Annotated in this window: 17 protein-coding genes; 9 read left to right on the plus strand and 8 right to left on the minus strand. The window is 63.0% G+C overall.

The features are described from left to right. Positions 1–52 precede the first annotated feature (52 nt). Positions 53–1,288: a DnaJ-like cysteine-rich domain-containing protein gene (locus LAQ73_RS09430; protein WP_224268034.1), complete on the plus strand. Its 1,236-nt coding sequence runs from the start codon at positions 53–55 to the stop codon at positions 1,286–1,288. Here the strand turns inward: LAQ73_RS09430 and LAQ73_RS09435 are convergent. Further along, the gene (locus LAQ73_RS09435) at positions 1,278–2,414 is read right to left on the minus strand and encodes a DnaJ domain-containing protein (RefSeq protein ID WP_224268035.1); all 1,137 of its coding nucleotides are present in this window, start codon (positions 2,412–2,414) and stop codon (positions 1,278–1,280) included. The genes LAQ73_RS09430 and LAQ73_RS09435 overlap by 11 nt on opposite strands. 204 nt (positions 2,415–2,618) lie before the next feature. On the opposite strand from LAQ73_RS09435, the gene LAQ73_RS09440 reads away from it, so the two are divergent. After that, entirely contained in the window at positions 2,619–2,951 is a 333-nt protein-coding gene (locus LAQ73_RS09440) for a DUF5789 family protein (protein ID WP_224268036.1), read from the plus strand. A 384-nt stretch (positions 2,952–3,335) separates the two neighbouring features. Here the strand turns inward: LAQ73_RS09440 and LAQ73_RS09445 are convergent, their stop codons facing one another. Further along, a complete protein-coding gene (locus LAQ73_RS09445) occupies positions 3,336–5,273 on the minus strand; it encodes a hypothetical protein (protein WP_224268037.1) in 1,938 nt (645 codons plus the stop codon). Further along, entirely contained in the window at positions 5,270–5,794 is a 525-nt protein-coding gene (locus LAQ73_RS09450) for a hypothetical protein (RefSeq protein WP_224268038.1), read from the minus strand. Before LAQ73_RS09450 ends, LAQ73_RS09445 begins: the two co-directional genes overlap by 4 nt. Before the next feature lie 288 nt (positions 5,795–6,082). Here LAQ73_RS09450 and LAQ73_RS09455 point away from each other — a divergent pair, with 288 nt between their 5' ends. Beyond that, the gene (locus LAQ73_RS09455) at positions 6,083–8,158 is read left to right on the plus strand and encodes a CHAT domain-containing protein (protein WP_224268039.1); all 2,076 of its coding nucleotides are present in this window, start codon (positions 6,083–6,085) and stop codon (positions 8,156–8,158) included. On the opposite strand, the gene LAQ73_RS09460 is transcribed toward LAQ73_RS09455, so the two are convergent. Next, a complete protein-coding gene (locus LAQ73_RS09460) occupies positions 8,155–8,295 on the minus strand; it encodes a DUF7503 family protein (protein WP_224268040.1) in 141 nt (46 codons plus the stop codon). The genes LAQ73_RS09455 and LAQ73_RS09460 overlap by 4 nt on opposite strands. Before the next feature lie 234 nt (positions 8,296–8,529). Next, positions 8,530–10,020, minus strand: a complete 1,491-nt coding sequence (locus tag LAQ73_RS09465) for a carotenoid oxygenase family protein (protein WP_224268041.1) — start codon at positions 10,018–10,020, stop codon at positions 8,530–8,532. 191 nt (positions 10,021–10,211) lie between these two features. Here LAQ73_RS09465 and LAQ73_RS09470 point away from each other — a divergent pair, with 191 nt between their 5' ends. From LAQ73_RS09470 to LAQ73_RS09480, 3 genes are all read left to right on the plus strand, one after another. Beyond that, positions 10,212–11,594, plus strand: a complete 1,383-nt coding sequence (locus tag LAQ73_RS09470) for a M28 family peptidase (protein WP_224268042.1) — start codon at positions 10,212–10,214, stop codon at positions 11,592–11,594. Beyond that, on the plus strand, positions 11,594–12,235 hold the full coding sequence (locus tag LAQ73_RS09475) for a pyroglutamyl-peptidase I (protein ID WP_224268043.1): 642 nt from the start codon (positions 11,594–11,596) through the stop codon (positions 12,233–12,235). The genes LAQ73_RS09470 and LAQ73_RS09475 overlap by 1 nt, the downstream gene beginning before the upstream one ends. A gap of 868 nt (positions 12,236–13,103) precedes the next feature. Beyond that, positions 13,104–13,544, plus strand: coding sequence for a response regulator (locus LAQ73_RS09480; RefSeq protein WP_224268044.1), 441 nt, complete (start codon positions 13,104–13,106; stop codon positions 13,542–13,544). A gap of 137 nt (positions 13,545–13,681) precedes the next feature. On the opposite strand, the gene LAQ73_RS09485 is transcribed toward LAQ73_RS09480, so the two are convergent. Next, the gene (locus LAQ73_RS09485) at positions 13,682–15,229 is read right to left on the minus strand and encodes a TrkH family potassium uptake protein (protein WP_224268045.1); all 1,548 of its coding nucleotides are present in this window, start codon (positions 15,227–15,229) and stop codon (positions 13,682–13,684) included. A gap of 336 nt (positions 15,230–15,565) precedes the next feature. Between LAQ73_RS09485 and LAQ73_RS09490 the strand changes: the two genes are divergently transcribed. From LAQ73_RS09490 to LAQ73_RS09500, 3 genes are all read left to right on the plus strand, one after another. Then, a complete protein-coding gene (locus LAQ73_RS09490) occupies positions 15,566–18,517 on the plus strand; it encodes a PAS domain S-box protein (RefSeq protein ID WP_224268046.1) in 2,952 nt (983 codons plus the stop codon). Between the two features lie 156 nt (positions 18,518–18,673). Further along, a complete protein-coding gene (locus tag LAQ73_RS09495; RefSeq protein WP_224268047.1) occupies positions 18,674–20,341 on the plus strand; it encodes a gamma-glutamyltransferase family protein in 1,668 nt (555 codons plus the stop codon). 199 nt (positions 20,342–20,540) lie between these two features. Further along, complete coding sequence (locus tag LAQ73_RS09500) at positions 20,541–22,127, plus strand: ArnT family glycosyltransferase (protein WP_224268048.1); 1,587 nt, start codon at positions 20,541–20,543, stop codon at positions 22,125–22,127. A gap of 50 nt (positions 22,128–22,177) precedes the next feature. Here LAQ73_RS09500 and LAQ73_RS09505 read toward each other — a convergent pair whose 3' ends face one another. Beyond that, positions 22,178–22,402, minus strand: a complete 225-nt coding sequence (locus LAQ73_RS09505) for a hypothetical protein (RefSeq protein ID WP_224268049.1) — start codon at positions 22,400–22,402, stop codon at positions 22,178–22,180. 69 nt (positions 22,403–22,471) lie between these two features. Further along, positions 22,472–24,322: an ABC transporter ATP-binding protein gene (locus tag LAQ73_RS09510; protein ID WP_224268050.1), complete on the minus strand. Its 1,851-nt coding sequence runs from the start codon at positions 24,320–24,322 to the stop codon at positions 22,472–22,474. Positions 24,323–24,469 lie beyond the last annotated feature (147 nt).

Consider the following 24,469-nt stretch of genomic DNA (forward strand, 5'->3'; position numbering starts at 1 on the left):
CCAAAGCAGTATCCAGACAGATATTTATGATTGATTGAACACTCAAATCAGCATGGATATCGACGAACTGCTCGAAGGATACACCGGGCGGACGCGAGCGGAACTCACGGCCCACCTCGACAGGCCAGAGGATATGGTCAACCTGTTGGCGGACGCGGAGAGTGATGCCCTCCCCGAGGACTTCTTCACCGAAGTGACGAACGTCCGCCTCCACTCGGATACGGTGCTACTCTCGTTGGTCGACCGACAACTGAAACACCTCCGGTACACCGAGGAGGTCGAACAACCCGACAAGGCGTTCGTCCAGATGGCGTTCACCGAGCGCCCGGACGGACACCCCGAGACGCTTGAGCACCGCGAGTACAAAACACCGACGGAGCACTCCTTCGACATCTGCACGACCTGCGAGGGATCGCCCGTCAGCGACTGTTCGAGCTGCGACGCGACGGGGACCTCCGAGTGCGAACGATGCAACGACGGGGCGGTGCCCTGCAGTCCGTGCGAGGGGACGGGCGCGCTCACGTGTCCGGTCTGTAAGGGCGACGTGACCGTCGAATGCGAGACGTGCGACGGGGACGGACATCTGTCGCAGTCCGTGCCGTGTTCGTCGTGTGACTCCTCCGGGTCGATCAGGAGCCGCGAAACCTGTACGAACTGCCAGGGGAAGGGGAGTTTGACCGACGCCGACGGGGAGTCGGTTCGCTGTCCCAACTGCCGCGGTCGCAGCACGGTTTCGGTCACGCGGGCGTGCACTTCCTGCAACGGTGCCGGCGAGCAGACGATTCAGAGCGGCTGTCCCGACTGTGCGATGGGACGCGTCGACTGCGAGGAGTGCGACGACGGCGAGGTGTGGTGTCGGATCTGTGAGGAGAGCGGGACGCGCGAGTGTTCCGACTGCGAGGGGACAACCGAAGTTTCCTGTCGGAGCTGCGACGGTATCGGCACGCTCACCTGCGAGACCTGCACAGGTGACGGCGAGACGCATCAGTACGTCCTTGTCCACGACGCGTACACCGTGAAAACCGAGGAGACGCAGTTCGGCTCGCTACCTCACGGAATCGAAGCGGCCGAGTGGGAAGAGTTCGACGCCTGCAGTATCGATGCGGACGACGGGACGGTTCGTCGCGAGGTGACGCCGTCGGTCGCCGCGATTCGAGAGGTCAGATACGACTACGGCGAACAGACGTTCAACCTCCGACAGATGGGCGGAGAGCTCTACTATACGCGGCTTCCCGAACCGAAAAGCGAGGGGCTGTTCAGTCGCCTCCGCGGTCGCTTCACGGGATAAAGAACAACCACACGAGAACAAGGACAACAAGCACAACGAGGACGAAGCCGAGTCGACGTCGAAGGGACCCGTTCGAGGACGTCCGTTCGACGCGATACGTCGACCCGGTCTCGACGTCGGCTTCGACCGCGTCGGCGTCGTATCCGCGCTCGCTCGTGTACGCCTCCATGTCGACACCCGAGGGCCAGCCGCGAAGCGAGGCCCACCCGCCGGAGAACTCCTCGTGGCCAAGTGTGTCGTACCACGCCCTGAGCCGGGGGTTGTCGAGAATCTCGAAGGCTTTCACGTACTTCTGATACTGTTCTTCGCCCTCGACGGTCGCGCGGTCGGTCGACGAGTACGCGGCGTCGATCTCCTCGAACCGGTCGCGGATTTCCGCCTGCGTCGTGTCTGGGTCGACGCCGAGACGGTCATAGAACTCGCCGGCCGCGGTCACCGCCCGAGTCGTCGACTGCGAGACCGATTCGGCTGCCGCATCGCCGCTTCGAGCGGCTGACCGGGCCGAATGGGCCTCCGACCGAACCGACTCGCGGTCCGCTGCGGTCTCGGCTCGACCCCGCGCCCCAGGGCTGCTCTCGTCGAGAAAGTCGTCGCGCCACCGCTCCCAGTAGGCGCCGTCTCCCGTTCCGCTGACCTCGGACTCCTCGTCGCCTCCCGTCGGCCCCTCGTACCGGCTCCAGTCCGTTCGGCCCTCGCCGCTTCCGGTTTCGTACTTCGGGCCGTGGTAGGTAGTCTCCGCCGAATCGTCCGGTCCAGTGTCGTCCGATTTCGCACTCTCCGGTTTCGGGTCGTCTACGAACAGGGTGCTCGGGTCGTCGACGTTGTCGGGTCGGTGTGTCTCGATCCACGCGTCGACGTCGTAGATGCCGCCCCCGAAATCCCACCACTTCTCGAACGTCCGATGCCCGTATGTGGGTCCGAGTTCGGCGAGAGTTTTGTCGTACTCCTCGCGGAAATCTCTGAGCACACCTCGGGCGTGGACCAACTCTCGGGTCAACTGCCGCGCGTCCGCCTCGCCGCGGACGTCGGGGTGTCTCTCGAGCAGTCGCTCGCGGAACTTCGCTTTGACCTCCGCGTAGGAGGCGTCCCGGCTGACCCCCAACTGCTCGTAGTAGGTGTCCACCATGGCGCGTACCAGTAGGTTAGATTATATGTATGTTCTGTAGATGGCTTCCAGAGCGGACGAACCCCGTACGGGATTTCCTGAGAGACCCCTCCTAACATCCGATACATGGTCGAGTCGAGCAGATCAATCTACAGAGTCAGCTAATCGGGAGCTTTCACGATGAGCGACCACAGCGTTTTACGGTTAACTCCCGTAGGGTAGGGGATGGCAGACACCAAAAAGGGCCGAGACAAGAAAGCCGATGATGCAGAGCAACGCCAACAAGAGCGGGAGATGCAGGAGGCGCGCACCCGCGCTGACGAAGCCGAACCGGTGCACGACGAACCCGGCGAGAGACTCGGCGACTTAGACGAAGCGCTCGAAAACCACGAGTATCCGGCGACGACGGACGAACTGATCGAGGCCTTCGGCGACCGCGAGGTCGAAACGCAGGGGGGTTGGAAGTCGATCGAGGAAGTGCTCATCCAGACCGACGACCGAACGTACACCTCCGCCGACGACGTCCGAAGCCGAATACAGGGACTGATACGGCGCTGAGGGTGATCTTCGTACTCCGGACTCGGTTCGTATTCGACCCCAGAGTTTCAAAGGGCTTTTTGGAGAATTAGCCGTATCTCTCACAATGTCGGACCAACACAGTCAGCTCGGTCGACCGCTTCATGCGTGCGAGCAGTGTTCGATCGTCTACGCACGATATCAACCACCGGGAGAGTGTCGAGTGTGCGGAAACGATTCGTTCGTAGAGGTTCAGGTCAAAGAATACTCGACCTAACGCCGTCCGCACAGCGTACGACCGCGTCCGTGCCCCTGACGCGACGCTTCGGCGCTTTCGATACCCTCGACCGTCGCCCAATCCTCACCCACTGCGACGGTATCGAGTACGAGGGGCTGACGCGGTGAGTGCATCCACCTGACTACTCGTCAGAACAGCGGTAGCGCCCGGGCCAACGTCCGAATCATCGGTAGGGCAAACTCGCCCGCGTATCCGAAGTACTCCCATCCAGAGAGCAGGAGAAACACCGTCGTCAACCCGCAGGCGACGCCAATCGACGCGGCTCCGACGCGCAGATAGGTCTTCTCCCGAGTTTCGGCGACGAGAACCCACAGCGCCAGCGCCGTTGCAGCCGCGAGATGGACCAGCGCATGCAATTGAATCGCCTCGCCCAGTCGAACGCCGCCGAGCAACAGCGCGAGCAACAGCAGTTGGCCGCCGACCGCGACGGTTCCCACGTAGCTCCACGCGAGCGCCGGCCACTCGCCGAGCGCGTCGCGGACGCTTCCGAGACGAACTGCGGCGTAGACCAGTATCGGAATCAGGGGGACGAGATACCGAACCGTCACCATCGCGTGCAGCGGCAGTCGGTGCAGATAGATGAGCGAAAACGTCCAGAAACTCACCGCAGCCAGGAGATCCGTCGCGCGCGTCGGCGACCGAAGCGCGGTACGGAGTTCGAGGAGCCGTTCGCGGGACATCCCTCGACTCGACCGCTGCCCGACGTATCTCCGCACTTCGCGCGCGGCGAGCGGAGCCACACCGACGAGTGCGCCGAGGACGGGCGCGGACTCCAGAAGCGCCATGTTGACCGCTTCGCCGCCGTCGTCGCCGGCGACGCCAGCGAGGTAGCCGCTGCGGACGAAGATGCGATAATGACGCACTGGTTCGACGCTCGCGCCCAATCCCCGGCCGACGAACTCACCGAACAGCGCCGCTCGGGCTAACGCGCTGTCGAGAATTTCGCCGACGGACGCGACAAAGCCGAGGTCCGAAGCGCCACCGTCGTTTCCAGTTTCGCTTCCCCCGCCAGCGGTGTCACCGCCGACGGTCTCACTGCCGGCCCCGCTCGTCGGGTCCACCGCGAGCGCCTGCTCGCCGGTAAAACGCGTCCACAGACGCGGCGGCGACAGCGGATTCCCGGTCACGAGCGCATTCGTCGCCAGAAACGGCACCAGCGAGAGCGCGAACGCGGCCGCGACGGCGGCAACCGTTCGCCGGTCGGTGCGCCGTGCGGTCAACAGGTCGACTGGTACGAGCGCGACGAACAGCGTCAGCGCCTCGGCGGGTTGGACCCACGTCGACAACCCGATTGTCGCGTACGCTATCGCCCGAAACCCGAGCGCTTGTCGAGGGTTGGTTTCCGCGCACTCGCGACTGCGGTAGAAGGTGTACAGCACCACGACGACGACGAGTGCCATCGTCGCGTGTCGCTTCGGCAACGACGCCCAGAAGCCCACAGGTGTCGCAACCGTCAGTATCGCCCCCGCGGCGAGTCCGGCGCGGCGGCCGGCAACGCGTGCCAGCAATCGATACATCACGACACCCACGAGCGCCGCGGCAACCATCGACGCAAGTTGTAGGGCCATCAGCGGAAACCACGTCGGGTCGAGCGGCGTTGCGACGGGGAGATTCACCGCGAAGAGCACGACTGCAGCGACGGACCCGATTACGTCGCCCAACACCGGACGACCGGCGACCCGTCCGATGACCACGCACGCGCCCAGAACAGTGAAACTCCACAGGCCGACGACGGCGAGTCGCGGGTCCGCGACCAGCGCGCTCAGTTCGAGTGCCCACAGTATCGGGAGTGCGAGCGCCATCTGCCCGTAGTTTCGACCGTACAGACGGCCGTCGACGACGTTCATCCCGGGCGTCGCGCCGTCTGCCGGGCCGTACCGGAGTTCGTCGACGTAGAGGTGACCGTCGGCGACGCCGACGAACGCGTTGGCGACGGTGTAGGTGTCGTTGACGAACACGCCAACCCGCCAGAACAGCCCGAAGAAGGCGAGACTGAAGAGAAACAGCGCGAGACCCGCTCTGTCGCCGAAGACTGTGGCAACGATACGTCGCTTCGGATCGCTCACTCTGCTACCTCCACGGTGAGTGAGACCGCTCGAAGCGTCCGACTCCCCGAGTCCGTCCGCAGCAACACCGACAGTTCTGCCTCGTAACTCGACTCGGTCACTCGCTCGGGGTCGACCGGGTCGTCGTCGAGCGTCAGTGCGAGCGTCGTCGCTCCGTTCTCGGTGTACGACTCGTTCAGAAAGACGGTCGAACTCCGCTCGATACCGAGCGCCGGAATCCGAACGTTGTAACTGAGCAGCGGACGCCCGGTCACCGACTGGAGACGGACCGTCGCGTCCGGGACCCGGAGGTAGTACGCTTGCGAACCGTAGCCGCCCCGTTCGAGTCGAACCCCCGCTGCATCGAGTGAAACGTCGGTGACCGTCGCGTTCCCGGCCCCGAGTGACCCTTCGGACCCGCTCTCGCTGGTCGTGTCCCCCGCCGGCGTGAAGTCGACGCCGCCGACGAGCGGGCCGCTCGCTACCGAGAGCGCGGCGACCAACAGAACCGAGAACCACACGACAGTACCCGACGTTCGCATCCTAACTGCGAACGACAGAGCGACTGAATAAATGCGTCGGAACTGAAATGCAGACGCTCTAACACAACCGTTCGTGGTCGCCGGTGGTCGACGGCCCAATGTCGGCAGACGACAGCGTATTCTGCCCGGCAGAGAAGCAAATCTGCGGCGTCGAGATACGAGTTTAAGCCCTGCTTAAAGAGAGCTCGGCGAACCTTCGGCGACGCCGACACATTGTTATACTTTCAGCCAAATTCAAAGAGCAATGACTACTCACCCGACCGTGTTCTCAGTTCGGAGGTGTTCTCGATGACGATACGGTTCGGGTGCAGCGACGGCGACGGCATCGAAGTCGTCGATCCGGTCGAGCGTCACCAGTACGTGCTCGGTACGCCCAACCCGGTCGACCCCGTCTCCGTCGGCACCGACGAGTTCCGGTTCCCCGTCGACGCCGCCGTTTCGTTCCGAACGTCGTCGCTGACGCTGCCGACGGTCGTTCCGATCTACGTCCGCGACACCGACGGGACGATGCTCGCACACGTCACTCCCTCGGACTCGCTCACACTCCCCGACGGCGAGTACGCCGTCGAGCTCTGTACGCCCATCAAGATGTACCTGCGAGTGTCGAGCGAACTCACCGTCGACCGAACCAACCAGTGTATCGACTTCGGTGGGGAGACAACGATATCGCTGGGCAGTCGTTCGCACCACGAACATCCCGCCGGTACCATCACCGTCACCGACTCCGTCGAGGACCTGATGCGCGCCGTCTCACTGTTCGGATCGGCGCTGAAGACGACGTCGCCAGAGCGTGCGTATCCGACGCTTCGCGGACACCCGCCGACGGTCGAACTCGGCGACTCGTTCGAGGCCCCCGACGACATCGTCGCCCCCGAGACGGGCATCCGCATCGAACTCCCGCGCGAACGCTCGTACGTCCACGCGGCGGCACCGCTGGCGTACTACCTCTGTGCGCGTGTCGAACCCAGTTCGGTTCCTCGCATCGTGACCGATTCGGGCTTTGAACACCGACTCGACACCTGTGAGGGCGTCGAACGCGAACTCGAACGCGTGTTGCGTCACGTGTTCTTCCTCGACTGCCTCTGTCGGACTGAGGGGCTGTACCAAGTCGACCTCCACGAGCGTCGCACGGTCGAATCGACCGTCGACATCGACATCGACTTCGAACAGCTCTATGAGCTTCCAGCAGACGAGCGTCTCGAAGCGTATCTATCGATTCCGTACGCAGAACTCGAACCGCACCAACCGGAGTGGAAGCTCGTCAGCCACGTCGCGCCGACAGCTCAGAGCGCGGAGCTGCTACCGTTTCTCGTCGACGACCTCGCAATCGTGCGCACGCCGACAAGGGAAGAGGCCTCAACCGCACCGGAGATACAGGTCGACGCTATCGAGGAATTCCTCCGCGACGGCGACGAGTTTACCCGGAGTACGGCGTCACAGCCGTCGTCGATGGAGTTCGTCGAACCCGAATCGGCCGACTCCGTCGAACAGGCGTGGGTCGGCGATGGAACGCCCGTCGGCGCGAATAAAGCGACTATCGAAGCGTACCGCAATCGTCTCAGTCGAACGATGGCCGACGATGACATCGACATCGTCGTCGTCTGCAACGACGCCGAAATGAGCGAGGAGCGCGACGACATCGACCAGGTGTACGGGTCGCGCGACGAACTCCCGTTCGACGTTCGCATCCATCGCTCTCTCACCACCGACGAGTTGGCCGAGGTACTCCGCGAAGAAACGGAGTTCCTCCACTACATCGGCCACATCGACGATGGCGGTTTCGAGTGCGCCGACGGACGACTCGACGCGCGCGAACTCGAAGATGTTCGGGTCGACGCCTTCCTGCTAAACGGCTGTACCTCCTACGAGCAGGGACTGTCGCTCATCGAGGCGGGCGCTATCGGCGGCATCGTCACGCTCTCGGACGTCATCAACAGCGGTGCGGTGCGCATCGGTTCGACGCTCGCCCGTCTGCTCAACGGCGGGTTCCCGCTGTCGGTGGCGCTCGAAATCGCTCGCGGCGAGAGTATCGTCGGTTGCCAGTACGTCGTCGTCGGCGATGGTGGCCTCGCCATCGCACAGGCCGAGAGTGGGGCGCCGTTTTTGTGTGAATTACAGGAATGTGAGACGAACGACCGCTATTCGATAACTGTCAGAGGGTTTCCGACCGACCGTTCCGGAATGGGCGGTCTCGTTATACCGTACGTGTCAGAAAACAATGAATACACGCTCAACTCCAACAGTAAACTATCGTTTGAAGTTTCGAAAGCGGAGGTGATTGAATTCTTGCAGTTAGAAGAGATGCCCGTTCGTCTCCGTCACGAACTCCGGTGGAGCAACGAGATTCCGTTGTACGAACTTTAGGGTCCAGCGACAATTCCACCAGCCGCCGCCGCCGCATTTCCTGCCTGTGAGAGAAGCAGCATCATCGTGAAAACGACGCCGATCATCCGGGGGTTGTTTTTGAGGTAGTTCGCCATCGTAGAGTCGTTCTGGCTCATACTACAGGCGACGCCCCTCACGACCATGAATATATTTAAACACTTCCCACAGATAATTCAATAATATAATATCAGTATATAGACGGAATAACCCATTTGTCGACTGTCACGACAGTCACTAAGTTACCGTTTCTCACGGGAGGTATGTGGTTCTTCCGCCTACTCTCGAACTCCGCTATTCACCGGTCACAAGGACCGACGCGCCGCCTCTCGACGGTCTCGTCCAGAGGCCCGTTACGCCATCGAGCGCGTCGGACGCTCGCCGCTCCGGTAGAACTGGCCGTGGAAGTCGAAGGGAATCGGTTCCTCGAACACCGCCCGAGCGCGTTCGGTCATCGTGGCCGCGTCGAGTATCGTGAGAAACGACCGCTCGGCGTCGGCGTCGAGAACGACCGAGAGGAGAACGCCGTCGTCCTCCGCGACGCTCTCTGCGCTGTCTTCGTCCGCCTCCGGCGAGATTCGGGGTACGAACAGCGGCTCACCCGGATAGACGTTCGGTTCGGTCCACGTTCTCGACGCCTGAAATCGGCCGGCTCGCTCGTCGAGGTCGATTTTCACGATCCGGTCGACGTAGCCGTTCGGCGAGCGCTCGGCCGTGCCGACGCCGTAGACGTAGCGATACGGTCGGGTGTTGTGCCGCGCGTAGTGAATCGTCGGAAACTCCACGTGGCCGGGATGCAGCGTCCGCGTGACGATGTGGCCCGTCTCGGGGTCGACCTGCAAGCGTCGGAGTTCCGCGCCCGGTGGCGAGAACTCGGGTGAATCGAACGCATCGAGAGAGAACGCGTCGACGACGCTGGCGTCTTCGAACGCCGCGACGTCAAGGTGGAGTGCGCCGTCTCGCTCGAAAGCGTTGACGTGGTGGAAGACGAAACACGGTGCGGTTCGCGTGTCGACGGCGAGTTCGCCGCTCTCTCTGCCGACGACGAAGACGCGCGTTCCGCGCTCGGGGTGCCAGCGGTAGCTCTCGACGAACGGACGATCCCGAAGCAACGAGAGCGGCGTGGTCCGAAACGGCGAGACGAGCAACGCGACGTAGTTCGGCGTCAGGGCGAAACTGTGGACGTATCCGGGTTGGCGAATCGGAATCCGTGCGACCACCTCGCGCCGTTCGCGGCCGTCGGGAACGCGGTAGACGAGATACTCGCTCCGCAGGCCGAAGCGCGTCGCGATACCCACCGTCTCCTCTCGAAACGGGTCGTACTGGACGTGCGCGAGCGGCCCCGCTCGCCCCACCTCGTCGTCTGAGTCTTCGAACGCTTTCGGCGCGCGCGTCCGAAGTGTGTCGGGGTCGTAGACGGTCCACCGCGGCGTCTCCGTCGCCGCGAGATGGCGACCGCCGAGGTAGACGACGGTGACGGAGGCGTTGTCCGTCGCCGCGCGAGTCCCGCACCGTCGGAGATGCCCGAGTCCGCTCCACTTTGGGTCGGTCCCGAACTCGCGGAGGCGGAGACTGCCGTGGTCGCTGACGTGGCGGAACTGCCGACTCCGCAGGAACCGATTCGTGTATCGAACCTCACCGTCGTCGATTCGGAAGCGACGAAGCATCGCTAACCCGTCGAACCAGTGGTTGACCCGTCGGTCGCCGACGGTGAACGACCCCGGACCGTTGCGGACGAGCGTCCCGTCCAACCACGGCGGAATCTCGCCCTCGACTCGTAACGGTTTCTCGGTGTACTCGGTCGTCGCCGGTTGCAAGCCGAGTCGGTGGTCTCGGGCGGTCATCGCTCCGTCTCCACGGGTTGCCCGGCTATAGGCGCTGTTTCGACTGCAACTCCGCAGTCCATACGAGAGAGTCGGTCGCCAGCGGGATGGCGTTTGTCCCGGTCGCAGTGGTTGGGCCACCTCGAGACTCACAGACTGGCGACGGCTACCGCTTCCCGGAGACTCTTGTGACCCCCGACGAAGGATAGCCCATGACACGACTTCCCGACGACGTCGTCGGCGACGCACAGACCAGCACCTTCGGATGGGAGACGCTCCAGTCGCTCGTCGACGTCGGCAACCGAATGGCCGGGCAGGAGGGTGAGAAGGCGGGCGCGGTGGTCGTCGCCGACGCGTTCGAGACGGCGGGACTCCGCGACGTGAAGCTAGACGAGTTCGAGATTCCGGGGTGGTGGCGCGGCAGTTCCGCGCTCGAACTCCGCGGGCCGAACCCGCGCCGTCACGAGAGCCAACACGACGTGCTCGCGCTGCCGGGGTCGCCGTCGGGAACGGTTTCGGGGCGGGTCGTCGACGTCGGCGACGGCTCTTACGAGGAGTTCGACGCGGTCGGTGACGACCTGGAGGGCGCGGTCGCATTGGTCTCCAGCGCGACCCCCGAAAACGCCGACCGATGGCTCCATCGCATGGAGAAGTACGTCAACGCCGCCGACCACGGCGCGGTCGGCTTCCTCTTCCGCAACCACATCGAAGGGTCGCTGCCGCCGACCGGTGAGGTCGGCTACCACAACCGACCCGGGCCGATTCCCGCCGTCGGCGTCTCCAAGGAGGTCGGCGAGCGACTCGCGCGCTACGCCGACGAAGAGGAGGAGTTCGTCGTCGAACTCGACGTCGACTGCCGGAACGAACCCACGACGTCGAGAAACGTCGAAGGCGTCCTCGGTCCCGCCGACGCCGACAAAGAGGTGCTCGTGACCGCGCACGTCGACGCCCACGACATCGCCGACGGCGCGAACGACAACGGCGCGGGGTCGGCGCTCGTCGCCGAACTCGGGCGGTTGCTCGCCAACGTCGAGTCCGACCTCGATTCCCGAGTGCGCTTTGTCACCTTCGGCTCCGAGGAGATCGGCCTCTGGGGCGCGTACCACTGGGCGGAGAGCCACGACCTCGATTCGGTCAAGTGCGTCCTCAACATCGACGGACCGGCGAACTCCCGGAACGTCCGCGTCGGCACCAACGGCTTCGACGAGATGGGCGAGGCGTTCGAGGCCGTCGGTGAGGAGCTCGATGTCCCCATCCAGTCGGGCGACACCATCTCGCCGCACGGCGACCAGTGGGTGTTCATCCAGGAGGGCGTCCCCGCGGTGATGGCTTCCTCAACCTCCGAGCAGAGCGGTCGCGGCTGGGGTCACACCCACGCGGACACGCTGGACAAACTCGACCCGCGCGACCTGCGCGACGTGGCGACGATTTTCGCCAGCACCGCGTACCATCTCGCGAGCGACGACGTGGAGACGCCGCACAAGACGCGCGACGAGATTCGTGACAGCATCGACGAGGGCTACGTCACCGAACTGAAGATGGGCGGGCGCTGGCCGTACGACGACGACGCTCGAAGCGGGGCGAACGAGAGCTGATGACGCTGCTGCTCACGGGGTACGAACCGTTCGGCGACGACGACGAGAACCCGACGCAGACGCTCGCCGAAGACCTCGACGGTGCATCCGTCGCCGGTCACGACGTCGTCGGCCGCGTGCTGCCGGTCGAGTACGCCGCCGCCGCCGACGAGATGGCGACGCTCGTCGCCGACTACGACCCCGACGTAATCGTCTCGACCGGACTCGCGGCCGGTCGCTCCGCCGTCTCGGTCGAACGCATCGGCATCAACACGAACGACTGCGGGGGCGTCGCCGACAACGCGGATGCAGAGCCTCGAAACGAACGTATCGACGCCGACGGCGCGGACGCGTACTTCTCGACGCTTCCCGTGGTGTCGGTGGTCGAGTCGCTCTTGAACGCCGGTATTCCTGCGCGTGTCTCGAACACAGCGGGGACGCACCTCTGCAACAACATTCTGTACAACGCCCGTGCGCTCGTAGAGCGCGAGGGGCTGGAAACGCCGATGGGGTTCGTCCACATGCCGTTGACGCCGAAGATGGCAGCCAAAAAAACGGGCGAGGGCGAAGCCACCGCGGGCGGCGTGGTGAAGGCGAGCCTTCCGCTCGAACTGCAGAAACGAGCCGTCGAACTGACGTTCCAGACGACACTCGACGGCTGAGCCGTCGAACTGGGGGCGTTTCGTCCCGTCTGAATCAGCGTTACTCGACTCCTCACTCGCGACGGAGTTGCCCGAGTGGCTCTGTTGCGACCCTCAGAACGTGACATAGATTTCGAGGAGGCAATTACGCCACGAGGAGCGTCAAACAGAACGCGGACAGTCCGCGATGCCAGCGCTGCGGCGTCGCGACCTCGGCGAGGACCCTAGCCGACGAGTCGCTGTGCGAGAAGTGCCAGAAATGGCGTCACAACGAGCGGACGTCGCGCTCGGTTGAGAGAGCCTCACTAGCGACGAATGAACATACCCGCAAAAGTGGCAAAGAGGAACACATTTAATCAGATTTATATCAAACGGATGGTTCTCCACGCATAGGGAGTTACGAATCTCCCAGAGATGACGCAGGTTCTGACACACCACTGCGCACCCTCTCAGGTCTGACACACCACCTTTTGAGGTGCCTACCGGCGAGCGATTGCTGGGAGAGCATTACTCGCCACTACTGAGTAATCACTTTTCGAGTATTAGTGATGTGGCTAATTGTTTAGGTACTCTGAGAATCATTGAAAATATACATTATGGTTTATTGATAAAACGAGCCCGACGCCTTCGACGATAGTCGGGTCTCAGGGATATACCGAAATGTGGCTCTGGTGAACCTCTCAGCCGATGACGGAAACTCGTGCAAGATACAGAGGGTGTATCTCTCACCGGAACCTCGCGTATTTCGACTCAGGAGTGCTGAATGAACCGCTACGTAGCGCGTGTTTACCGAACACTAGCGAGTTGCGATAGTCTCCGATTAATAATTGACCTCTATTTCCTCGAACCTCTACGAACCCTTATCCCCAGTGACCCGTATCATCATCCAATGGGGAATGCACCATCAGAGGCAGTACTACTGCTAGTAGAGGACAACCGCGGTGATATTCGTCTCTTAGAAGAAGCCTTCTCGGATGGCAACGTCGCAAACACACTCCACACCGTCACTGATGGTCAAGCGGCACTCGACTTCATCTACCAACGCGGAGAGTATGAGGACGCTCCCCGACCGGATATTGTGCTACTGGACCTGCACCTGCCGAAAGTGGACGGCGAGGACGTTCTCCACGAGATCAAACACCACCCCGAACTGAGTCAGACCCCAGTAATTGTACTGTCCGGAGTCGATGAAGACCTGATCAAATCCCGTGACCTCGATCATGATGCGGACGAAGACGGAGTCCTCGAAAAGCCGGTTGACCTCGGTGAGTTCGTTAAGGTAATCGGGTCGTTTGAGCAGTTTCGCTTAGGCGTTATGCGAATGGAGTAACGGATGCCGCTTGTATTGGCGCTGGAATTTTCATCCTGGGTCTTTGTGACGACTGAGAACCTGCTGTCGATAACGCACTAGTGAGAGTTCTTTCGCGGGGGAGAGTGCTCTGAGAACAGCGTGCCCACTACTGGCCGTCACTGCCGCCAAAACGTCGGTGTGAGGATAACCAGTACCGAGAGTACTTCCAAGCGACCGATCCACATCAGAAAGACCATGTAGAGTTTTGCGGCATCCGAGAACGGCAGGAAGCTGTTCATTGGGCCAACGACGCCGAAGCCCGGGCCGATGTTCCCCAGCGTGGCAATGGCGACGCTCATCGCCTCGAGCCCAGATAACGACACGCCAGATGTGCGTAAGCTGTCGAGATACAGAAGCACCGTCGAGAGGGCAAATAACGTCAAAAAGAGCATTATGAACACGAATACGTCTCGGACTGTCTCCTCCTCGACGACTTCCTGGTCGAGTTGTAGTGGTTTAACGGCCTCGGGATGGACAGACGTGAACAGTATCCGGAGGACGGCTTTTTTGACGAGAACCCACCGAACGATCTTGATCGAACCGGCTGCCGATCCCGCAGATCCACCGAGGAAATACGCAAACAACAGTATCGTCTGTGCAGAGGCATCCCAGGTGTTGAAATCCATACTCGCGTACCCAGTCGTCGTCACGATGGCAATCACCTGAAACAGTCCCTGCCGGAGCGAATTTTCGAGGTTTCCGGGATCGATGTCAAGGTTCACCGGCGGTTCGGCGAGTCCAACGCCGAGAAAGAGCACTGCCGAGATAACGGTCCCGAAGCCGAGGATGGCAAGTAGGTACGCACGGAACTCTGTGTTGCTGGTTAACCGGCGAGGCTTTCCTTGAAAGACGTACCAGAACAGAGCGAAGTTCGTCCCCGCGACGACCATGAACGGCATCACTGCCCACTGGACGGCAGGCGTGAACGCCTCCATGCTCCGTGCCTCCGGAGAGAATCCACCGGTAGGCAGCGTCGTGAGTGCGTGCGCAACCGCATTGTAGAGGTTCATGTTCGGTGCCAAACCACCCAGATGCAACCCGTAATAGACGACAACCGCGAGGACGGTGAATCCGGCGTAGATGCCCCACAGCCCGCGCGCGGTCTGCTGGATGCGCGGCGTCAGCTTCTTTAGCGAGATTCCCGGCGCTTCCTGATTCATGACCTGAGCACCCCCAACCGATAGCTCCGGCAGGATGGCGACCATCAACACGAGAATCCCCATACCACCGAGCCACTGGGTGAGCTGGCGCCACATCAGAATCGCGTACCCATGGCGCTCAACCGAAATCTCCCCGAGAACAGTAGCACCCGTCGTCGTGAATCCACTCATGCTCTCGAACAGGGCGTTGACGGGGTTCGCAATGGTCCCCGTTCCGGCGACGAGGTACGGAGCCATCCCCACCAAGGGGACGACCAGCCACACAAGACTCACTAAGAGGAACGCCTCCCGGTTTCTCAACTCGCCGTCGTTGCGGACTCGCTCCAAGAGGGACCCACCGCCAACCATGAGCACACTAGTGGCGATGAACGGAATCGGATCTTCACCGTAAAAGAGCGCCAGAACAAGCGGGAACAGCGGCGTTATGCCGATGTATTTGAGAACGGTCCCGACGAGGGCCACGCTTACCCTATAATCGACATAGACGCTCGATGTGCGGGCCATTGAACATCTATAGTGGTCGAACGAGGCACGGATGGACGTTTCGGTTCGGTAGCTCTACGGAGAGACGATCTGTCGTCTCATCGTCGGGTCACTGCTGTTCTTGGACTCTGTCCCGTTCTCCCACACAGCTATCACAGAGAAATCCTGTGACCCCACTCAGGTCATATTTCTTATACTCGTACCGGACGCACTCCTCTATCACCAACCAATGTCTCTCGTTGCCGTCAAAATTGATTTAGCTAAATTCAGGGAGAAAAGAGGAATTCGGGAGTGTTTCTCTTTTCGACCGTGTCTAATCCCGCCAGAGTTTTCCGCCCATACAACCAGCAAAGGGTAATGACAGATGAGGCTGGAGATGGCCCGTCCTCTTCACAGACGGGGTTAAAGGAATCAGCCGATGCCAGCCAACGCCCGGATGGCGATCGTGACCTCCAGTTCCGCGCCCTCGTCGACGCCGTCGAAGAGTATGCGATTTTCCGCCTCGATCCCGACGGCTACGTCGCGAGCTGGAACTCCGGCGCCGCGCATATCAAAGGGTATGCTGAGGAGGAGATCGTCGGCAAGCATTTCTCGAACTTCTATACCGAGGGAGACCGCGCTGCCGGAGTCCCCGAGAAGAACCTGACCGCTGCGGCGCAGCGGGGATCCGTCGAGGACGAAGGCTGGCGTGTGCGGAAGGACGGGTCGCAGTTCTGGGCGAACGTGACGATTACGACCATCCGAGACGACGACGGTGATCTCAGAGGATTCGCGAAGGTCACGCGCGACATGACCGATCGGAAGCGAGCTCGCGAGGAACATCAGCTCCACCTGTCGGTGAGTCAGGCGGTGGCAGAAGCGACATCGCTCGAAGCTGGAATCCAGACGGCGCTCGAAGAGGTTTGCGAGCGGACCGACTGGGTCGTCGGGCAAGCGTGGATGCTGACCGACGACGGAATTGCCGAGCGATTGCCCGTGTCCTACGCCGAGGATCCGAAATACGTGCCGTTTGAGGAGTCTTCCCGCGACTTCACCTTCGAATCTGGCGAGGGAATTCCCGGACAGGTCATCGAATCGGGCGAGCCTGTCTGGTTCCCCGACGTCACCGACATCTCCGAAACCTCCTATCCACGCAAAGATCTCGCGGCGCAGTTCGGTCTTCAAGCGGGGATGGGCGTCCCCGTAATGGCGGAGGGGGAGGTAGCGGTAGTGCTGGAGTTCTACATGGCGGAAGAGCGCGGCTTAGACGACCACCTCGTCGAGCTAGTCGGCTCGATCGGAGCCGACCTCGAGGGTCTGGTGGCTCGAGAGCAGATCAAAGGCGAACTCGACCGCGAACGGCAACTGCTCGCGGAGATGATGGAAGCGGCCCCCGTCGGGATTTCGGTCCACGCCGCCGATGGCCGGGTCGAGCGGATGAACGAGCAGGCGATGGCCCTTCGCCACCTTGGTCCGGATGCTGCGAAACTCGATGCCGATGACCGCGTATTTTTCGACGAGGAGGGCACTCGGATTCCCGCCGAAGCATGTCCGTTCGCGCTCGTCCGCGAGTCCGGTCGACCCGTCTACGACTGGACGGCGCAGATCGAACTCCCCGATGGCAAATACAAGTGGCTCTCGATCGACGCCGCCCCCATCGAGAGCGACGAGGGGACGCTCGATCGAGTCGTCATCGTCGAAGACGACATCACCGAACTGCGCGAGCAGTACCGCGCGGTTACCGGGTCGATTAACGACGTAATCGTGACGGTCGACGAAGATAGCATCATCAACTCCGTGAACCCGGCGGTCTCCGATATCTTCGGATACGACCGGACCGAACTGATCGGCGAGTCGCTGACCGAACTCATGCCCGAAGCGTACCACGAACAGCACTACGCGGGCATGTCGCGGTATCTGGAAACCGGCGAGCGGACGCTCGATTGGGATTACGTCGAGTTGCCCGGGATGCACGCAAACGGGACAGAGATTCCGCTGGCGATCTCGTTCAGCGAGATCACATATCGCGGTGACCGGTATTTCACTGGCGTCATTCGTGATATCTCCGCGCGCAAGGAAGCCGAGCGGAGACTCGAAGCCCGAGCCCGCCAGCAGGAAGCCATAGCCGAGTTCGGGCAGTTCGCTCTGGAGGTCGACGACCTCGACGAGCTAATGCACGAAGCGGCACGGAGAGTTGCGGACGTTCTGGACAACGTGTACTGTAAAGTACTCGACCTTGACCCCGACGAGCGCGAGCTCCTGTTACGGCAGGGCGTCGGCTGGCAGGAGGGAATCGTCGGGCACGCCACCGTGGCCGCGGACGATAACTCCCAGGCAGGCTACACGCTGCTCTCCGACGAGCCCGTCATCGTGGAGGATCTCGACATCGAGACGCGTTTTTCCGGTCCCGAACTTCTCACCTCGCATGACGTCACAAGCGGTATCAGCACTATTATCGGGTCAGTCGACGAACCGTGGGGAATCCTCGGAACTCACGACACCCGGCAGCGGGAGTTCACCGAGGAGGACGTTAACTTCGTCCAGAGCGTCGCAAATATCCTCGCGGACGCGATCGAGCGCCATCGGTACCAGGCGGATCTCGAGCGGCTGATCGACGACTTAGAGGAGTCGAACGAGCGGTTAGAGCAGTTCGCCTACGCGGCCTCCCACGACCTCCAGGAACCACTGCGGATGGTTTCGAGCTACCTCCAGCTTATCGATCGGCGGTACAGGGACGAGCTTGATGAAGACGCCGAGGAGTTCATCGGCTTCGCCATCGACGGCGCCGAGCGCATGCGGGCGATGATCAACAGTTTACTCGAGTACTCTCGGGTGGAGACGCGAGGAGACCCGTTTAAGCCGGTTGAGTTAGATCCCGTCCTCGACGACGTAATCGAGGACCACCAAATGAAGATTGAGGAGAGCGACGCGGAGATCACCACAGATCCACTCCCCCGGGTTAAGGGCGACGCCAGCCAGCTCCGCCAAGTGTTCCAGAATCTCCTCGATAACGCCATCGAATACTCGGGCGACGAGCCGCCGCGCGTACATATCACCGCCGAGCGTGACGGCGACATGCACGTAATCTCGGTCCGCGACGAGGGGATCGGCATTGATTCGGATGCCATCAATCGCATCTTTAACGTGTTTCAGCGTCTCCACACCCGCGACGAGCACCCGGGAACCGGCATCGGGCTCGCCCTCTGTGAGCGGATAGTCGAGCGGCATGGTGGCGAGATTTGGGTCGACTCAGAGCCGGACGTGGGATCGACATTCTCGTTCACGCTTCCGGTTGCGAGCTCATCGGTGCCGTCACCTACCCACGAGTAAACTCGTGGGGCTTGGGCGTGGGACTCCCAGTCTGCCGACCCAACAGGGTCGCCGAGGTCGATGTGGCGGTCGGTGGACATCGCCGTCGTCACGGCCATCACCGGCAAGAACGCCCCACTCGCGTGGGTCTTTGAGGACTATTTGCTAAGGGGTGGTATGGACGCCAGCAATCTCGACAGCTTCACCTCACGCCGGTCGACCGTCTACGGTCGTCGCGGCGTCGTCTCCACGAGCCAACCGCTCGCCGCGCAGGCGGGCATCACCACCCTCCAAGAAGGCGGTAACGCCTTCGACGCGGCCGTCGCCACCGCGGCGGCGCTGAACGTCGTCGAACCCACGTCGACGGGCCTCGGCGGTGACGTGTTCGCGCTCTACCGCACGGCCGACGGCGAGGTTGGTGCGATGCGCTCGTGCGGCGGTGCGCCTTCGGGCACCAGCATCGAGAAGGTCCGTGAGGCCATCGAGGACGCCGACGAGGAGACCCGTTCGTCGTGGTATCCCGAATCTCGCGGCTACGCCGTCGATTCCGCGGAGGAGGCGGGCATGCCGTTCATCGGCCCGCACGCGGTGACGGTGCCCGGCACCGCCCGCGGGTGGGAGACCACTGTCGAAGAACTCGGTCGGATGACGCTCGGCGAGGTGCTGCAACCGGCCATCGAGTACGCGAAAAACGGCTACCCGGTGTCGGAAGTCGTCGCCGCGCAGTGGAAGCACGGCGAGGACCTGTTCCAGTCCGAGCACGCCCGCGACGCGTACCTCTTCGACGGGAAGGCCCCCGAAACGGGCGATATGGCGTCGCTGCCGAAGCTCGGCGCGACGATGGAGCGCATCGCCGAGGAGGGCGCGGACGTCGTCTACGAGGGTGACATCGCCGAAGCCATCGCGAGCGAGATTCAGGAGCTCGGCGGCTTCATGACCGTCGACGACCTCGCGGACTTCGAACCGGAGTTCGTAGAGCCCGTCTCGACGACGTACAACGGCGCGGAGATCTACGAACTGCCGCCCAACAATCAGGGACTCATCGCGCTCGAAGCGCTCAACATCGCCGAGGAACTCGGCGCGGCCGACCGTTCGCTCGACTCCGCAGAGCGCGTCCACTACTTCGCGGAGGCGATGAAACTCGCGTTCCACGACGGCCACCGCTACATCACCGACCCCGTGTACGAGGAGATTCCGCCGCTGGCGTCGAAGGAGTGGGCGAAGAAGCGCGCCGGGAACGTCGGCGAGACGGCCAACCACGACGTGAGTTTCGGAGTTCCGGACGCACAGGCCGAAGACGCCGACACCGTCCTGCTCTGCGTCGCCGACGACGAGGGCAACGTCGTCTCCTACATCAACTCCCGGTTCGCCGGCTTCGGGTCGGGCGTCGTCGCGGGCGACACGGGAATCGCGCTGCAGAATCGCGGCGCGTCGTTCTCCTTGGACCCCGACCATCCGAACCGCCTCGAAGCGGGCAAGCGGCCGTTCCATACCCTGGTTCCGGCCGTCGCCAAACTCGGCGAGGACGACTGGGCGGCGTTCGGCGTGATGGGCGGCTACATGCAGCCGCAGGGCCACGTTCAGGTCATCTCGAACGTCGTCGACTACGACCTCTCGATTCAGGCGGCGCTGGACCGCCCGCGCTGGCGCTACCGCGAGGACGGACAGCTGGCCGTCGAGGAGTTCTCCGACACCGGCGTCCCGACGGCGCTCACCCGGATGGGCCACGAGGTCCAGATCCTCGCGCCGCTGATGTTCGGCGGCGCGCAGTTCGTCCGCAACAACGCGGGCGTTCTCTCGGCGGCGACCGAACCCCGAAAAGACGGCAACGCGCTGGGGTACTGAGGCTCACACCCGGCACTTCACGATACCGATAACTCACTTACTCTGAACACTATTTCTCAGCCGATGCAAACACTCTCGCGCGATGTCGCATCACTCGTCGGCCAGCGAGAACATATTTTCACCCAGAGCGTCAATAGCGTGTCGTGACCTCTCTCCGCCTTCTTCACCCCCTCACGTGTCGAACGAGGGGTGATATCGCATGACACAGCCGATGGGTGACGCCGACGATTCGGGCGTCGTCTCCGGACTCCGGCAGTTCCCACCGAGCGCCGTCGCAGGGCTGTTCTCTCGCGCGGACGCTCGCTACGTCTCGCCCGTCCTCTTGGCCGGTGTCGCCGTCTACTTTCTCTACCTGACGGTCAACGCCTACCCGGGCTACGGTGCCGGCCTCTACAACCTGATGGGCGAACAGATCGCGGCCAACGGCTACCGGCCGCCGGAGTGGATTCCGTACTACACCGTCGACGGGGTACCGTTCGCGTATCCGCCGCTGATGTTCTACGTCATCGCCGTGATACGCGACGTGACCGGCGTCGGCCCGTTCACGTTGGCGCGGTTCTTCCCCGGACTCGTGACCATTGCGTATCTGGTGCCGACGTACCTGCTCGCGCGCGACGTGCTCGCCTCGCGCTCGGCGGCGTCGGCCGTCGGACTCCTCGTCGCGCTCAACCCGAAGGTGCTCCAGTGGCACATCACCGCCGGCGGGGTCGTCCGCGCACCCGCGTTCCTATTTGCCGTCTCCGGCATTTACGCTGGATACCGACTCTACACCGCCGTCGAGACGACGGGCTACGAGCGCCGATGGATCGCCGTCGCCTCGCTCTGCTTCGGCCTGACGCTCCTGACGCATCCGACGTACACGCTGTTTTTCGTCGGCAGTTTCGTCATCCTGTGGCTCACGCTCGACCGGTCGCTCGCGGGCTTCCTCCGGGGCGGCGTCGTTGCCGCCGGCGGGTTCGCGCTGGCGACGCCGTGGCTTCTGTGGAACGTTTCGACGCACGGCCTCAGCGTGTTCACCGCCGCCTCCGGAACGCATGGCGGCATCGGCGGCGGGTTCGCGGTCACTCCGTGGCTCGCCGTGCCGCTCGTGTTGGCCGCGGCGCTATTTCTCGCCCGGCGGCCGTTCCTCGGCGTGTGGACCGTGGCGGCGGCGCTGCTGTTCCAGCAGGCGCGGTTCGTCGCCTTCGTCGGGACGTTCGCCGTCATTGCGCTGGCGCTCGCACCTGTTCGCACCGCGGTCGTCGAGTGGGTCCCTCAGCCGAACCGCCGGACGCTCGCGGCCGTCGCCATCGCCGCGACGCTGGTCGGCGGCCTCGGCGTCGTCGGCTACTCGATGACCGTCGCCGAACCCTCCATCGCCCCCGCCTTCGTCGACGACGACGACGTGGCCGCGATGGAGTGGGCCAGCGAGGAGACGCCCGAGGACGCGACGTTCGTCGTCGTCGGCGACGCCGCCGAGTGGTTCCCCGACGTCAGCAAGCGGACGATGGTCGTCGGACTGTGGGGCGTCGAGTGGGAGGGTTCGGAGACGTACGCCGAGCAGGTGCGGTTGTACCGGACGGTGTCGACCTGTGACTCCGCCGACTGCGTCTCCGAGACGCTGAGCGAGACGGACGTGACGCCCGACTACCTCTACGTCCCGAAGGGGACGTACATCGTCCGCGGAAAGCGGACCGCCGGCGGCGACGAACTCGTCGATTCGCTGATGTTCGCCGACGGCTACGAACCGGCGTACGAGAACGACGGCGTCGTCGTCTTCCGCGTGGTGTCGACGGAGTCGTCATAAGAGCGAGAAAGACGCATTCCTTTCGAGGGGAATCGCCAAAACTGCCGTCTCTACTCTTCTCGACCGTAGTTAGTTTGCTCTCGGTTCTTCGCAGGAGAGGCCCTGTTCACGTACCCGAATGCCAGTATTGCGATGACTATCGTCGGCGGAAGCGAGAGAAAGAGAAATCCGACGCCCGTTTGCGAGCTCAAGAGAAGGTACGTGAACACGATACCGAGCAGCGAAGCACAGAGCCAGATGAGCACGTCGAGGCGACGACGGATATCTCGGTTCATGTTCCTACACTCGATACATCACAGATAAATTCGTTGACACACCATCCCTGCGAACACTCGCTCATCTCGCTAGTCGCCTGCACCCTCGCGCACCAACCGCGCGACGGCCGCGTCGTCGATTCGGTCGAACTCGCCCGCTTGTACGCCCCACAGCGTCGCGTACAGACCGCCAATGGAGACGAGTTCGTCGTGGGTGCCACGTTCGACGACGCGCCCGCCTTCGAGGACGAGAATCTGGTCGGCTCGGCGGATCGTCGAGAGGCGGTGCGCGATGACGAGCGTCGTCCGGTTTTCGGTCAGGCGGGTCAGCGCCCGCTGGATGAGGAGTTCGGTCTCGGTGTCGACGGCCGACGTAGCCTCGTCCAACACGAGCACGTCCGGGTCCTGCAGCATCGCGCGGGCGATGGAGAGGCGCTGGCGCTGCCCGCCCGAGAGTTTGATGCCGCGTTCGCCGATGCGGGTGTCGTAGCCGTCCGGCAGTTCCGAAACGAACTCGTGAGCCTCGGCGGCTTTCGCGGCCGCGACCATCTCCGCCTCCGTCGCGTCGAACGCGCCGTAGGTCAGGTTCTCGCGCACGGTGCCGTCGAACAGGTAGACGTCTTGGCTGACGTAGCCGACGGCGCGACGGAGGCTGTCGAGCGTCGCGTCGCGTACGTCGACGCCGTCGAGACGGACCGCACCCTCGGTCACGTCATATAGTCGGAGCAGCAACTTCGCGGCCGTCGACTTTCCCGCACCCGTCGGCCCGACCAGCGCGATGGTCTCGCCGGGTTCGGCGACGAAGCTCACGTCCGAGAGGACGGGTCTGCCCTCCTCGTAGGCGAACGAAACCGTGTCGTACTCGATTCTTCCCTCGACGGGGCCGAGGTCGACGGCGTCGTCGCGGTCCGAGACGGTGACCGGGAGGTCGGTCAGCCCGAAGATGCGCTCGCCGGAGGCGCGGGCGTTCTCGTAGGAGTTGACGATGCGGCCCGCGCCCGCCAGCGGGTCGACGAACCGCTGAGTCATGAAGAGGAACGTGACGAACTCGCCGACCTGCAGCGCCTCACCGCCGAGCGGGCCGGGCGAGCCGCTGACAAGCCAGTAGCCGCCGATGGCGAACGTCGCCGCGAACGCGACGTTGGCGGCCAGTTCCATCCCCGGTTGGTAGAAGTACTCCAGTTTGGCGACCGCCCATGTCTTCAGGTAGTAGTCCCACGAGGCGTCCTCGATGCGGCCGTCCTCGTACGCCTCGGTGTTGGAGGTCTTGATGACCTCGATGCCCGAGAGGTTGTTCTCCAACCTCGTGTTGAGTGCGCCGACGCTCGCCCGTAACGCGCGGTAGCGCGGTCGAATCGTCCGCATGAACGCGACGGTGAACACCATTAGAACGGGCATCGCGACGAGCGTGACGGCCGCCAACTGCGCGTTGAGCCAGAACAGCACCGCGCCGATGCCGAACGCGGAGACGACGAGTTGGACCGCGCCGCTGAGCGTCGTCCCGAGGAACTCCCGAAGGTTTCGCACGTCACTGTTGAGGATGCTCATCACCTCGCCGGTCTGCTTGTCGTCGAAGAAGGCCGCGTCGAGCCGTTGCATCGTCGCGTACGTGTCGGTCCGGATAGCGTGCTGGACGCGGTTCGAGTACAGCGACAGCGAGACGCCCTGGGTCCACGAGAGCCCAACGGTGAGAAACGACGCGCCGACGATGAGCCCGAGCGAGAGCCACAGTTGGGCTTCGGGCGTCGCCGGCAGCGATTCGTCGGGGACGACGGGGAGTCGATACGCCGTCTCGGTGCCGGGAGTGAACAGAGCGTCGATGGCGATACCGAGCACCAGTGGGGGAACGAGCGCGACGAGTCGGCTGAACAGACTGGCGACGAGACCGACGGCGAACAGCCAGCGGTCTCTCTGCCCGTAAGCCGAAAAGAGTCGAAACATGGGGTCCGTCTTCCGTCCTGGGCTGGCATCGTCGGGATTCGTCTCACCGACGGCTGGGGGTGCTGCGTGTGACATGGGATGGCCGACGCCCGAAGACGCCCTTACCGAAGGTAACGGTGCCAGCGAAGATGAACTGCGCGGCGGCGA

The sequence above is a fragment of the Haloprofundus salinisoli genome, from assembly GCF_020097815.1.
GTDB classification, from domain to species: Archaea; Halobacteriota; Halobacteria; order Halobacteriales; family Haloferacaceae; genus Haloprofundus; species Haloprofundus salinisoli.